Genomic DNA, 13,284 nt, shown 5'->3' with positions numbered 1-13,284 from the left:
GAGAGGCCGTCATGCGTGCACAGGATCTTGCCGAGCCCTTCCCCTTCGTGACCACGGACGACAACGCGATCGACGCGGCCCGGTTGCTGGCCGGGCAGTCGCTGGCGGCCCTGCTGGTCCTTGATGCCGACAACCAGCCTTACGCGATCGTGCCCGGATCCCAGCTGATCCGGCAGCTCATCCCCGCCTATATCGCCGAGGACCCCGCGCTGGCCGGCGTCGTGACCGATCAGCACGACGGCGAGCTCGCCGAGCGACTCGCCGGGCTCACCGTGGCCGAGTGGGCGCCGCGGCGCCTGTATGCGCCGCCGGTCTCGTACAGGGCCGAAGGCCCTGGTCGCGGGAGCTGAAGTAGGCGGTCAGCACCACGCTCCAGCCGCAGTGCGTGGCCGGGGCGATGACGTCGGCCTCGTAGGCGACGCCCGCCCCTCGTCCTCCGTGTGCTGTCACGGTCAGGAGAAGGGTTTGTCGGCAGACCTCGGACGTCTGCGCCGGACCCGGGTGACGCGAGGCGGCATTAAAGACGCGTAAAGGTTGCCGGAAACCGGCAATGTTTCAGCTCGGTTGTGCGTGCGACGATCCTTCCTGGTTCAGGCGATTCAAGAGAACGAGGGGGCATGTCCAGGTGGCCTGGTTTCTTGGCCTCGGCATAGCGGGCATCGTGCTGCTCGTACTCGCCTTGGTCTTTGACGGTGTCCTCGAAGGGGTCTTCGGCGGCGTCCTCGACGGGTTCTTCGACGGTCTGCTGTCGCTCCCGGTGGTCGCGGGCTTCCTGTCGATGTTCGGGTTCACCGGCGCGATCGTGCTGGGCGGTACCGTCCTGGGTGCCGGTGCCGCCACGGGAGTTGGCGTCGCGGCCGGAGTCGCCGCGGGCTGGCTCGCATGGAAGTTCAGCCGTGCGCTGATGCGCGATCAGACCGACGCCACTCCGCGTCAAGAGGACCTGGTCGGCACCGCGGGATCGGTGGTGACTGCCATTCCCGCCGACGGCTGCGGCGAAGTGCTGGTACGGCTCGCGGGACATCCCGTGAAGCTGGCGGCCAGGAGCGCGGTACCCGTGGCACGCGGTACCGAGATCTGGGTGGAGGCGTCACTCTCGTCCACCTCGGTCGCCGTACGGCCCGTCGAGCGCTGACCAGCACACCTCTCAGCCCACCCGCCCGAGCTGTCCACCCACGTCAGCAAAGACCGGAACTCACCGGTCAGACACAGACCACCACTCGATCTGCCGACCCCTGGGAAGGCAGGGGGGATCCGATATGAGTCCAGTCATTGTCGCCGTCGTAGGAGTCGTCGTACTCCTCGTCCTGCTCGCCCTCGTCGTCATCACCCGCTACAAGGTCGCGGGGCCCAACGAAGCGTTCATCATCACCGGACGGCGAGGCCAGAAGTCCATCGACCCGGAGACCGGCCAGGTCAGCATCGACAACAGCGGCCAGAAAGTCGTGGTCGGTGGCGGTGTCTTCGTCGTCCCGTTCGTCCAGCAGCGGTTCTCCCTGGACCTGTCCAGCCGGCACATCCCGGTCGCTGTCCGGGGCGCCGTCACCCTGCGCGGTGTGAAGGCCAACCTCGAAGGCGTCGCGATCGTGAAGGTCGGCGGCAACGAGGATGCGATCCGGGCCGCGGCCCAGCGCTTCCTCCAGCAACAGGACGGCATCGTCGGCTTCACCCAGGAAGTGCTCTCGGGCGCGCTGCGGGCCATCGTCGGGCGGATGTCGGTCGAGGACATCATCCGCGACCGCGCCGCCTTCGCCGGACAGGTCGCGGAGGAAGCCGAAACCAGCCTGTCCGGGCAGGGCCTGATTCTGGACGCCTTCCAGATCCAGGACATCACCACCGAGGGCTCCTACCTGGAGGACCTGGGCCGGCCGGAGGCCGCCCGCGCCCGCCAGGAGGCCGACATCGCCGAGGCGAACGCCAAGCGCGCCTCGGAGCAGGCCCGGCTCAAGGCGGCCGAGGAGATCGCCATCGCCGAGCGGACGTTCAATCTGAAGCAGGCCGAGATCCGCGTCGAGACCGAGGCCGCGGCCGCCCGGGCCAATGCGGCGGGCCCCCTCGCCGAGGCCGCGCGTCAGCAGGAGGTCCTCTCCGAGCAGGAGAAGGTCGCCGAGCGGCAGGCCGCGCTCACCGATCGGGAACTGGACACCAAGGTCCGCAAGCCGGCCGATGCCGCCCGCTACCAGGCCGAGCAGGAGGCCGAGGCCCGGCGGATCGCCCAGGTCAAGGAAGCCGAAGCGGCGGCCGAGAGGGCCCGGCTGACCGGTGAGGGCGAGAAGCTGCACCGTGCGGCGCTCGCCGAGGCGGTGCGGATCGAGGGCGAGGCCGATGCGGCGGCGATCGCCGCGAAGGGCACGGCTGAGGCCGAAGCGATGCAGAAGAAGGCCGACGCCTTCGCGCAGTACGGCGATGCGGCCATGCTCCAGATGCTGGTCGAGGCGCTGCCGCAGGTCGTCGCCAAGGCGTCCGAACCGCTCAGCGCCGTGGACAAGATGACCGTGATCTCGACGGACGGCGCGAGCCAGCTGTCCCGTACGGTCGCCGACAACGTCGCTCAGGGCATGGAACTGCTCAGCTCCACCACGGGGGTCGACCTCGCCGAGATGCTCAAGGGCATCACCCGGCGCGGCGGCGCGGCCTCGAAGACGGAGGCGGCTGTCCCTGAGCGGGCCGCCGCCAATGGGCAGGTCCCGATCACTGACTAACCATCCAACAGGGGAGGGCAGGAGCCCGTCGGCAGCTGGCTGCCGGCGGGCTCCTGCCTGTCCGGTAGCGGCCTTCGGATCTCCACGGAGCGTCCCGACCTCCGTGTGTTAAGAAGGCACAAGTAATAACCAAGGGGTGGGGACGAGTGGCAAGGCGGGACATACCCGAGGAGTTCCTGCTCGGATACGACAAGATCCTTGACGAAGTGGCCCAGACCGGGCGCCGCTTGAACCGTGACGAACTCGCGTCGCGGCGCACGGTGGGAGAACAGGCGGCCGAGGCAGGCCACAGCCTGCGCGCCCTGATCAACAGTCATCTCGCCGTTACGCGGACCGCCTGGCCACGCCATGCCTCGGCTCCCGCCGACAGTGCCCTCGCCGCCGTCGCGCAGGCGGTCGATGCCCTCGCCGAGGGTTACGAACGCGCCCAGCACCTCGCCGTACGCCAAGAAGAGGCCGAACGCCGCGAATTCATCGACGATCTGCTCCACGGTGGCGCCGATCTGGGGCGTCTGGCCGAACGCGCGGAGCGCTTCGGCCTGCGTTTCTCCCACGCCCACGCCGTCGCGGTGGCCGCAGGCACCGCTGCCTACTCCGAGGCCGATCCGGTCGCACGCCGCGTGGACCTCGCCCTCGTGGGGCGCTTCGGCGACCGGCAGATACTGCTCACCACCAAGGACGGCCGCCTGATCTGCATTGCCCCCGGGGACCAGACGGACGTCCTGACCTACTTCGCCAAGCAGGCTTACGCAGCCACGGACGGAGGCCGGGTCGCGGTGGGTCGCACGCACCCCGGCGCCGGCGGAGTCGTCCAGTCCTACCAAGAGGCCCTCAACGCCCTCGACCTGGCAGAGCGCATGAACCTGGAAGACCCCGTTCTGCACGCTGCCGACCTCCTCGTCTACCCCGTCCTCACCCGGGACCGCGAGGCCATGGCCGACCTCGTCCGCAGCGCGCTCGGCTCCCTCCGCCAGGCCCGTGGCGGCGCCGAACCGCTGCTGGAGACCCTGACGGCGTACTTCGACTCGGGATGCGTAGCCGCGGAAGCCGCCCGGCGCCTGTCCTTGAGCGTCCGGGCGTTGACCTACCGCTTGGAGCGCATCCGTCAACTCACCGGCTCCAACCCCGCCGACCCCGTGCACCGCTACACCCTCCACACCGCCGTCATCGGCGCCCGTCTGCTCGACTGGCCGGCGAAGGAGCTGTAACGACCTGGGAGCCTGCGTCACAACTTGCCCAACCCTTAAGGCTCTTCGCATGGCATGGCTCAGGACGAGGCGCGATACTCGACCCGTGGCATCGATCTACCGCAGTACGACGGGCAGAGAACTCATCCGACGCTGGTGCCTCGACCAGCTCGCCGCATGGCCGGTGCCGCACGAACGCAGGACGGTGACCGCCAAGGGCGCACCGACCCACGTGGTCCTCGCCGGATCGGGCGCAACGACCGTCGTGTTCGTCCCCGGCACCAACTTCAACGCTGCCACGTCCTTACCACTGGCCACCGCCCTGGTCGCCGCCGGCCACCGGGTCCTGCTGGTGGACGTCCCGGGCCAGCCCGGTCTCAGTTCCGGCGAACGCAGCCTTTCCGGCGGCCGGCTGTCCTGGTACGGGGCGTGGCTGAGCGAGGTGATCGCGAAGATCTCGTCCGAGCCGGTAACGGTGATGGGCCACTCCTTCGGTGCTGCTATTGCCCTGTCCAGCGACTGTCCACGGACTGACCGGCTCATCCTGGTTTCCCCTGCCGGACTGTCCAGGCTGAGGCTGACCCCCACGGTGCTGGCAGCCTCGGCCGCCTGGTTCCTGCGGCCGGCACCGACACACAGCACACGGCTCCTGCGTGCCATGCTCGCGCCTGGCCGTCCACCGCGCGAGGAACTGGTGCACTGGATGACTCTGGTAGCCCGGCACTCACGCTCCAGCGGGGCGCCCGGCGCAGCCACCCCGCCCGCGCGATCGATACGCCGCCTGGTCGTCACCGGCGAGCACGATGCCTTCCTCCCACCACGGCGGCTCAGCCCGGCAGTGCGCGCCACCCTCGGCACTGAGCTGGGTGTGATTCCCGAGGCCGGACACCTCGTGGTCGAAGAGCGCCCCGACCTCCTCTCCACATTGCCGGAGGTTCCGGGCCAGCCCACCTCCGATGCTCCGGTGGAGTAGCCCGGCCTCCGAGCGTCGGGCCTACCGGCCGCGCAGGACGGGCCCAGACAGCGTGTCACTCCAACCGTTTCCTGAGTCGTAACCGAGACGGCCGCCACGTAGAAACGCACGGGTTCTGTTTCTGCCCCGCGACTGCAACAGCGAACAGAGCAGCGGCGGCGAGGTAAGACCTCGACTGGCCGGTACGGCGTGCAGTGCTCCTCGGGTCAAGGACGGCGACACGAGCCCAGGATCAGCGAGAGCACCAACTGACGCATTCACCTGCCGATACGCAGGTAAGCGGGGTCCGTATACGCAAGGCGCGAGCGCATACGGACCCCGCTTGAGGAGCCGGGCCGCGGGGGCGGTCAGACGGTGGTCTTCACCGGCTCCTGGTCTTCGTCGGCCCCGTCGGTTTCACCGGCGTTGCGGGCGCGGACGTACTCCAGGAAGGAGTTCAGTTCGCGCTTGACGACCGGGGCGAGGAGGTAGAGGCCGATGATGTTGATGACGGCCAGCATGAAGAGCACGGCGTCGGCCATGTCGATGAGCGTCTGCAGGGTCAGCAGCGAGCCCGCCACGGCGAACAGGGTGTAGACGACCTTGTAGGTGAGCTCGCTGGCCTTGCTGCGGCCGAAGAGGTACGACCATGCCTTGAGGCCGTAGTAGCCCCAGGTCAGCACCGTCGAGATGGCGAACAGCAGCACCGCGACGGTCAGGATGTACGGGAACCAGGGCATGACGGTCGCGAAGGCGTCGGAGGTGATGGTGACGCCCTGGGCGTCGCCGTTGCCGACCTTCCAGCTGTCCGGGCTCGCGATGACGATGGTCAGCGCGGTCATGGTGCAGATGACGACGGTGTCGATGAACGGTTCCAGCAGGGCGACCAGGCCCTCGCTGGCGGGGTGCTTGGTCTTGACCGCGGAGTGCGCGATCGGGGCGGAGCCCAGACCGGCCTCGTTGGAGAACGCGGCGCGCTTGAAGCCGATGATCAGGGCGCCGAGCACACCACCGGCCACACCTTCGGGGTTGAAGGCGCCTTCGATGATGGTGCCGACGGCGGAGGGCAGGGCCGTGACGTTCGTGAGGATCACGGTCAGGCAGGCCACGATGTAGATGGCGGCCATGGCGGGGACGAGCTTGCTGGTGACGGAGGCGATGGAGCGGATGCCGCCGAGCAGCACGATGCCGACGAGCGCCGCGACGAGGACGCCGAAGAACAGCGCGCCGGCGGAGGAGCCCAGGACGCCGCTCTCGCCGCCGGTGACGGAGACGAGCTGGGCGTAACTCTGGTTGACCTGGAAGAGGTTGCCGCCGAAGAGGCCGAAGAACAGGACCATGGCGGAGGCCAGGGTGGCGAGGACCTTGCCGAGGGTCTTGCCGCGGCTGCCGAAGCGGTCGACGAGCCCCTGGGGCAGGTAGTGCATCGGGCCACCGGAGACGCTTCCGTCGGCGTGCAACTCGCGGTACTTCACGCCGAGGGTGACCTCCACGAACTTGGTGGCCATGCCGAGCAGGCCGCAGAGGATCATCCAGAAGGTGGCTCCGGCACCGCCGATGGAGACGGCGACGGCGACACCGGCGATGTTGCCGAGACCGACGGTGCCGGAGACCGCGGCGGTCAGCGCCTGGAAGTGGTTGACCTCGCCGGCCGACCCCTTCTCGTCATACTTGCCGCGCACCACGTCGACGGCGAGGCGGAACTTGCGGATCTGCACGAAACCGAACCAGCCGGTGAAGACGAGACCGGCGACCACGAGCCAGGCGACGATGAGGGGCAGTTCCGTCCCACCGACGGGAACGGAGTAGAAGACGACTTCGCCGAGCCAGGCAGCTATGGGTTCGAAGAACGAGCTGACTGCGGTGTCGACAGAGCTGGTGAATGCATCGAGAGACACGATGACTACCTCGGTGGCGCAGGGACCAGCGCACGGGAGGTTGCGCCGGTAGGTGTGCAGTCTTGGGCGAACGCCGTGTCCGGTCGGCGACCCGCGGGGGACACGGTCCGCGGACTCGGACCGTGCACCCTGGTCGTGCTGCCGGTGCGTGCCGGCACTCCGCGCAGCGACGAGGGGTGGGCCGCCTGCGGTGTTGCGCAGTTTTAGCACGCCCTTTACCAATCCATTAGTGAGGCAGGTCACATAACGGCGGGTAGCTTTCGAAGTCGCAGCAAGCGAGACCGCTCCGTTACGCGGAACCGGGGCCTGAAGGTCGAAAGCCCTGCTTTCCCTGCCGGGCTCCGGCAACAAGGGCGGGCCACGGATGCGCGCTAGAGACCTGTCAAAATCGCGTAAAGAGCAGGTATGGTTCCCCGCGGTGTGCCGGGAAGTCTGGTCGGCGAGTTGGAGAGAGCTCTCTTTGCCGATCGGGGATATCCATGGTGCTCGTTGCCGTCTTCGGAGTCGCGCTGCTCATCGCGGTGCTGCTCTCCGGGCTCGCCGCCCGTACAGTCCTGTCCACTTCGCTGCTCTTCCTCGTCAGCGGGGCGCTGGTCAGCGACGGCTTCCTCGGCCTGATCCACATCACACCGGACAGCGAGATCGTCTCGGTCACGGCGGATCTCGCCCTGTTCGCGGTGCTGTTCACCGACGGGATGCACGTCTCCTTCCCGAAACTGCGCGAGAACTGGAAGAACCCGGCCCGCGCGCTGGGTCTGGGCATGCCGCTCGCCTTCGTCGGAATGGCCCTGGTCACGCATTACTTGGTGGGCCTGGACTGGACAACGTCATTCCTGGTCGGAGCGGTGTTGGCGCCCACCGACCCGGTGTTCGCCTCGGCGATCGTCGGGCGCAAGGAAGTCCCCGCCAGGCTCCGGCAGTTGCTGAACGTGGAGAGCGGCATCAATGACGGCCTCGCCCTGCCCCTCGTCCTCATCCTGATCGCCGCGGCCGGACCCACGGCCGGCCACACGGACGCATCGCTCGGGAAGATCGGGCTGGAGCTGGGCCTCGGGCTGACCCTCGGCATCCTGCTGCCTCTCCTCGTCAACGGGCTCGTGCGCTTCCGGCTGCTCGGCTCCGAGCCGAAGTTGCAGCCGCTGCTGCCGCTGGCCATCGGGATCATCCTGTACGGGCTGTGCCACCTCACCCACGCCAACCCCTACCTCGCCGCCTTCTCCGCCGGTGCCGTGCTCACCGCTGCGTCTCCTGAGGCGAAGTCGGCGTTCGAGCCGCTCGGCGAGGCACTGGCCGAACTGGCCAAGTTCGCCGCACTGCTGGTCTTCGGCGCCCTGCTCACCCCACAGCTCTTCGGCGACCTGTCCCTCGGCGGATACGCCGCCGTTATCTTGGCGATCGTCCTCATCCGGCCGGCCTCGCTGCTGCTGTCGCTCATCGGAACGCGATTCGACCGCCGGGAGAAACTGGTCGCCGCCTGGTTCGGACCGAAGGGCTTCGCGTCCGTCGTCTACGGCCTGTTGGTGCTGCAATCCGGCATCCCGCAAGGGCAGGAGGCGTACACCCTCATCGCGGTCTGCATCGCGACCTCGATCATCGCGCACAGCAGCACGGACGTCCCGATCGCCCGCCTCTTCCACGTCGAGGACCTCACCGGCATCCCCGCCGACCGCGACCGCGACGAAACGGCAACACTCCTCAGCAAGGAGACCGGCCATGTGCGCGCGTGACCTCACAGAGCCCAGCGCCCAGGGGCCGTGGCCGACCTCCGTCATCGAACCCCACGCGGACCAGGCCAGGCTGGTGGGGGCGATCAAAGCCGCCCGCCTGATGGAACGATTCATCGGAGAACAATGAACGACTGGCACAGCTGGGCCGCGATCGTCGTCTTCATCGGCGCGTACGCCCTGATCATCACCGAGAAGATCCATCGGGTGGCCGCCGCCCTCGGCGGCGCCGGCCTGATGCTGGCGATCGGGGCGACCGACGACAAGTCGGCCTTCCACTCCGAGCACAGCGGCATCGACTGGAACGTCATCTTCCTGCTGATGGGCATGATGATGATCGTCGGCGTGCTGAAGAAGACCGGCCTGTTCGAGTACCTGGCCATCTGGTCAGTGAAGAGAGCAAAAGCCAAGCCCTTCCGCGTGATGGTCATGCTGATAGTGATCACAGCGGTGGCCTCGGCGCTGCTCGACAACGTCACCACGGTGCTGCTCATCGCCCCCGTCACCCTGCTGGTCTGCGAGCGCCTGGCACTCCCGGTCGCACCGTTCCTGATCGCCGAGGTCCTCGCCTCCAACATCGGTGGCACCGCCACCCTCGTCGGCGACCCGCCGAACATCATCATCGCCAGCCGGGCCGGACTGACCTTCAACGACTTCCTCGTCCACCTCGCTCCCCTGTCCGCCCTGTTGATACTGGTGCTCATCGCGCTGTGCCGCGTCCTGTTCCGCTCGTCCTTTCAGTACGACGAGGCCCGGGGCGCCGAGGTGATGGAGCTGGAGGAGCGCGAGGCGATCCGTGACCCCCGGCTCCTCGTCCAGGGCTTGATCGTGCTCGCCCTGGTCGTCGCCGGCTTCGTCCTGCATCCCGTGCTGCACTACGAGCCCAGCATCGTCGCCCTCCTCGGCGCCGGCCTGCTGGTCGCCGTCTCCACCGCGGAGACCAGCGACGTGCTCAGCGAGGTCGAGTGGCCCACGCTGGCCTTCTTCGCAGGGCTGTTCATCATGATCGGCGGACTCATCGAGACCGGCGTGATCGGCGAGGTGTCCAAGGCCCTCGCGCAGGTGGTCGGCGACGACGAACTGGGCGGGTCCATGCTCCTGCTCGGCGCCTCGACCGTGCTGTCCGGCATCGTCGACAACATCCCCTACGTCGCCACCATGGCACCCATCACCAGTGACCTCGTCACTGCCATGGGCGGCTCCGGCGACCACGTCATGTGGTGGGCCCTGGCCCTCGGGGCAGACCTCGGAGGCAACGCCACCGCCATCGGCGCCAGCGCCAACGTCGTCGTCCTCGGCATCGCCGAACGCAACCGCACCCCCATCTCCTTCTGGCAGTTCACCAAGTACGGCCTCGTCGTCACCGCGGTCACGGTGGCGGTCTCGGCGGGGTACGTGTGGCTGCGCTACTTCGCCCTGGCCTGACCGATGACCACAAGGACCCAGGCCGCACTCGGATGCGGTGCCGTCGTGGCAGCACTCGTGGTCCGCACCGCACTCGAGGAGATAGGCCGACCAGGCACAGTCCGACGGCGATGGCGCTTCCTGACGAACAGAACAGCGGCCGACGGCAGGCGCTGCCTCCGCGGCCGCCCTCGGCGGCGCGCTCGCATCCGGCGGAAGCGACCCGGGCCATGGCGGCCCTCCTCGGCGGGGTGCTGACCGCGTACATCGTGGACGGCTCGTGAGCCAGGACAGGAACGAACGGAAATGAAGCTGAAGACCACGGCGAGTAGGCGTGACGGGCTCGCGCTGGCGCACGCCGGGGCAGCGCTGACTGCCCGGTGGGCAAACGGAGGATCGGAGCAGGCCCCGCCGGGGCCCAGCATGCGGCGTATGTGTCGCATCAACGTCATCACCGGGAGGCCCATCGTGGGCGACGCTGGGACCAGGGACACCCCGAACAGACAAGGAGCCGACCGTGCGCGCACGAGATCTGGCCGTTGACTACGAATCGGTGAGCGTCGACAGCGACGCCCTGGCAGCGGCGCGGCTGATGGCCGAGCACAGACTCCCCGGGCTCCTGGTGCTCGACGAGCGCGGCGAGCCCAGGGCGATCCTCCCGGCCTCCCAGATGGTCAAGGTCCTGGTGCCGGAGTATGTGATCGAGGACCCGACCCTCGCCGCGGTCGTCGACGAGAAGCACGCCGACCAGCTCTGCCGGGCCCTGGCCGGACGCAGCGTCGGCGATTGCCTGCCCACCAACGCACCGCCGCCCCCCATCGCGGACCCTGATGACACCGCGCTGGAAGTGGCGGCCCTCATGGCCCGCGTACGCAGCCCACTGATCGCCGTCGCCGAGCAGGCCGAGGACGGCACGCACCTGCTCGGTGTGATCACCGCCGCCCACCTGCTGCACGCACTCCTCGAAGCATCCAGTGGTTAGTACTGCAACGGTGTTTGCCCTGACGGTTGGCCGGGCTGGTCGTTGGTGACACCGGCTTCCTCAAGAAAGGCGTGCGCTCGGCAGGTGTCCAGCGTCAGTACTCCGGAACCGCGGGACGGACGGAGAATTGCCAGGTCGGCGACTTCCTCGCCTATGCAGCCGGCGGTGGCCGGACGCTGATCGACCGCAGGCTCTATCTGCCCACTCCGCCGCTACCCGGGCCGGCACCCGCTACGAACGCAATGCCGGCCGGCCCGGCTGCGAGTTCTTCCTTGGCGTACGGACGTTGCTGGTAGTGCTGCTGGAGTACGTCGAGGTGGTGGGGACCGCAGCGGTCAGGCGTCGCATACCGCCCCCTCGCCCGATGGCTCGACGCCGGGCGAAGCCGCCACCTGCACGAGCCCACCGTAGGGCGCCGAAAAAAACAGGCAATTCAGCGTGCTGACGGACCGGGAATCGCTGCCTCAGCACCTCGTGGATCGCGAGGGACCAGCTGCGTGCCTGTTCCTACCGCTGGCGCCGTGGTTCGTCCGGGCCCTGGTCGGCAGCGGCTGGGCTCTGCTGTGCGACGGTATCCAGTTGAAAGGGGACGCTGGTGACCATCACGCCTGGAGTGAACAGCAATCGAGCCTTGAGGCGCAATGAGCTCTGATTGTGGAGGAGTTGGCCCCACCAGTGGCCCAGGACGTATTCGGGGAGGAAGACGGTGACCACATCGCGGGGGCTTTCCCGGTGGCGGGTGCGGATGTATTCGAGTGCCGGGCGGGTCATCTCGCGGTAGGGGGAGTCGAGGACCACGAGCGGAACGTCGAACTGGTGGGCGTCCCAGGCGGCGCGCAGGGCGTCGGTCTCCTCGGGGTCGACGGAGATGGTCAGGGCCTCGATGGTGTCGGGGTGGATGGAGCGGGCGTAGCCGATGGCACGCAGGGTGGGTGCGTGGATCTTGGAGACCAGGACGATGGCGTGGTTGCGTGACGGGTGTTCGGCGCGGGCGTCTGCGGGGACGGAGAGTTCGGCGGCCACATGCTCGTAGTGGCGCCGGATGCCCTTCATCACGAAGAAGAGCAGTGGCATGGCGATGGTAACGATCCATGCGCCGTGCAGGAACTTGGTGATGAGGACGATCACCAGGACGATGCCGGTGAAGGTGGCACCGACGGCGTTGATCACTCGGGATCGGTGCATGTGCCGGCGTGCCGAAGGGGCGCTGGTTTGGGCGAGTTCCTTGTTCCAGTGCTTGACCATGCCGGCCTGGGAGAGGGTGAAGGAGACGAAGACGCCGATGATGTAGAGCTGGATGATGGATGAGACGTCGGCCTTGAAGGCGATGATCAGGCCGATGGCGGCGAGCGCCAGCAGGATGATGCCGTTGGAGAACACCAGGCGGTCGCCGCGGGTGTGGAGCTGGCGCGGCAGGTAGCGGTCCTTGGCCAGCAGGGAGGCCAGCAGCGGGAAGCCGTTGAAGGCGGTGTTGGCGGCGAGGATGAGGATCCCGGCGGTGAACGCCTGGACGTAGTAGAAGAGGACGGTGGCGTCGCCGAAGCTCGCCTTGGCGATCTGGGCCAGTGCGGTGGGCTCGGAGGCGTCCGCGGGCAGCCCCAGCTCCGTGGGGTTACTGGCGACGTGTACGTGGTAGTCGAGCGCGAGCACCGTGATGCCGACGAACATGGAGATCGAGAAGGCGCCCATGATCGTCAGGGTGACGGCGGCGTTGTGGCTCTTGGGTTTCTTGAAGGCGGGTACGCCGTTGCTGATCGCTTCGACACCGGTGAGTGCGGTGCAGCCGGAGGCGAAGGCGCGCATGGCCAGCAGAACCAGCGCGATACCGGCGTAGCTTCCAGCGGCGTGGACGGGCAGGTCGGCGGATTCGGCGCGGATGGTGTGGCCGGAAGCCAGGCGTACGGCGGCGAAGGCGAACATCAGGTAGATGCCCAGCACGAAGCCGTAGGTGGGGACGGCGAAGGCCCGGCCCGATTCCTTGACTCCGCGCAGGTTCATGAGCATGAGCAGGAGCACGAAGCCGGTCGAGATCGACACCGCATGGTTTGCCAGTGAGGGTGCGGCCGAGGTGATGGCGGCGACGCCGGCTACCACGGAGACGGCCACGGTCAGCACGTAGTCGACCAGGAGGGCACTGGCGGCGGTCAGGGCGGCTGTCTGGCCCAGGTTGTCGGTACTGACGGCGTAGGCGCCGCCGCCGTTCGGGTAGGCGTAACACGTCTGGCGGTAGGAGGCGATCACGACCACCAGCAGCGCGACGATGACGGCCGCGACGTACCAGGCCAGGTGCAGCAGCGCCGATCCACCGAGGGCGAGGATCAGCAGGATTTCCTCGGTGGCGTAGGCGACCGAGGACAGCGGGTCGCTGCAGAACACCGGTAGCGCCAGCCGCTTGGGAAGCAGCGTCTCACCCATCTGGCGAGTGCTCAGCGGGC

11 protein-coding genes and 1 pseudogene are annotated in these 13,284 nt (G+C 68.2%); 10 read left to right on the top strand and 2 right to left on the bottom strand.

The window, feature by feature from the left end; all coding sequences use genetic code 11:
- Positions 1-11 precede the first annotated feature (11 nt).
- The 5 genes from ACFWJW_RS03440 (at position 12) to ACFWJW_RS03420 (ending at position 4,862) form a co-directional block, all read left to right on the top strand.
- Positions 12-350, top strand: a complete 339-nt coding sequence (locus ACFWJW_RS03440) for a hypothetical protein (RefSeq protein ID WP_387234218.1) — start codon at positions 12-14, stop codon at positions 348-350.
- A gap of 275 nt (positions 351-625) precedes the next feature.
- Positions 626-1,135: a hypothetical protein gene (locus ACFWJW_RS03435; protein WP_387234215.1), complete on the top strand. Its 510-nt coding sequence runs from the start codon at positions 626-628 to the stop codon at positions 1,133-1,135.
- Positions 1,136-1,259: 124 nt separating this feature from the next.
- The gene (locus ACFWJW_RS03430; protein ID WP_387234213.1) at positions 1,260-2,702 is read left to right on the top strand and encodes a flotillin family protein; all 1,443 of its coding nucleotides are present in this window, start codon (positions 1,260-1,262) and stop codon (positions 2,700-2,702) included.
- A 146-nt stretch (positions 2,703-2,848) separates the two neighbouring features.
- Positions 2,849-3,910: a PucR family transcriptional regulator gene (locus ACFWJW_RS03425; protein ID WP_387234210.1), complete on the top strand. Its 1,062-nt coding sequence runs from the start codon at positions 2,849-2,851 to the stop codon at positions 3,908-3,910.
- 85 nt (positions 3,911-3,995) lie between these two features.
- The gene (locus ACFWJW_RS03420) at positions 3,996-4,862 is read left to right on the top strand and encodes an alpha/beta fold hydrolase (RefSeq protein ID WP_387234207.1); all 867 of its coding nucleotides are present in this window, start codon (positions 3,996-3,998) and stop codon (positions 4,860-4,862) included.
- Between the two features lie 347 nt (positions 4,863-5,209).
- Here ACFWJW_RS03420 and ACFWJW_RS03415 read toward each other — a convergent pair whose 3' ends face one another.
- Positions 5,210-6,739: an alanine/glycine:cation symporter family protein gene (locus ACFWJW_RS03415; protein ID WP_387234204.1), complete on the bottom strand. Its 1,530-nt coding sequence runs from the start codon at positions 6,737-6,739 to the stop codon at positions 5,210-5,212.
- 479 nt (positions 6,740-7,218) lie between these two features.
- Between ACFWJW_RS03415 and ACFWJW_RS03410 the strand changes: the two genes are divergently transcribed.
- The 5 genes and pseudogenes from ACFWJW_RS03410 to ACFWJW_RS03390 form a co-directional block, all read left to right on the top strand.
- Positions 7,219-8,466 (top strand): cation:proton antiporter, encoded by a 1,248-nt coding sequence (locus ACFWJW_RS03410; protein ID WP_387234201.1) that lies wholly within the window; start codon positions 7,219-7,221, stop codon positions 8,464-8,466.
- A 123-nt stretch (positions 8,467-8,589) separates the two neighbouring features.
- Positions 8,590-9,888 (top strand): SLC13 family permease, encoded by a 1,299-nt coding sequence (locus ACFWJW_RS03405; protein WP_387234199.1) that lies wholly within the window; start codon positions 8,590-8,592, stop codon positions 9,886-9,888.
- A 110-nt stretch (positions 9,889-9,998) separates the two neighbouring features.
- On the top strand, positions 9,999-10,151 hold the full coding sequence (locus ACFWJW_RS03400) for a hypothetical protein (protein WP_387234196.1): 153 nt from the start codon (positions 9,999-10,001) through the stop codon (positions 10,149-10,151).
- A 233-nt stretch (positions 10,152-10,384) separates the two neighbouring features.
- Positions 10,385-10,849 (top strand): CBS domain-containing protein, encoded by a 465-nt coding sequence (locus tag ACFWJW_RS03395; protein ID WP_387234194.1) that lies wholly within the window; start codon positions 10,385-10,387, stop codon positions 10,847-10,849.
- Positions 10,850-10,884: 35 nt separating this feature from the next.
- Positions 10,885-11,052: pseudogene (locus ACFWJW_RS03390) on the top strand (transposase); the annotation flags it as partial.
- A 304-nt stretch (positions 11,053-11,356) separates the two neighbouring features.
- On the opposite strand, the gene ACFWJW_RS03385 reads toward ACFWJW_RS03390, so the two are convergent.
- On the bottom strand, positions 11,357-13,264 hold the full coding sequence (locus ACFWJW_RS03385; protein WP_387234391.1) for an APC family permease: 1,908 nt from the start codon (positions 13,262-13,264) through the stop codon (positions 11,357-11,359).
- Positions 13,265-13,284 lie beyond the last annotated feature (20 nt).

It is taken from the genome of Streptomyces sp. NPDC127097, assembly GCF_042724075.1.
Lineage (GTDB): Bacteria > Actinomycetota > Actinomycetes > Streptomycetales > Streptomycetaceae > Streptomyces.
This window is presented reverse-complemented; position numbering and strand designations above follow the sequence as displayed.

Bases quoted from the DNA above. Each gene is read 5' to 3' on its own strand.
- ACFWJW_RS03400 (WP_387234196.1), top strand. From the start codon at position 9,999: ATGGCGCTTCCTGACGAACAGAACAGCGGCCGACGGCAGGCGCTGCCT.
- ACFWJW_RS03385 (WP_387234391.1), bottom strand. From the start codon at position 13,264: ATGGGTGAGACGCTGCTTCCCAAGCGGCTGGCGCTACCGGTGTTCTGC.
- ACFWJW_RS03410 (WP_387234201.1), top strand. From the start codon at position 7,219: ATGGTGCTCGTTGCCGTCTTCGGAGTCGCGCTGCTCATCGCGGTGCTG.
- ACFWJW_RS03430 (WP_387234213.1), top strand. From the start codon at position 1,260: ATGAGTCCAGTCATTGTCGCCGTCGTAGGAGTCGTCGTACTCCTCGTC.
- ACFWJW_RS03405 (WP_387234199.1), top strand. From the start codon at position 8,590: ATGAACGACTGGCACAGCTGGGCCGCGATCGTCGTCTTCATCGGCGCG.
- ACFWJW_RS03440 (WP_387234218.1), top strand. From the start codon at position 12: ATGCGTGCACAGGATCTTGCCGAGCCCTTCCCCTTCGTGACCACGGAC.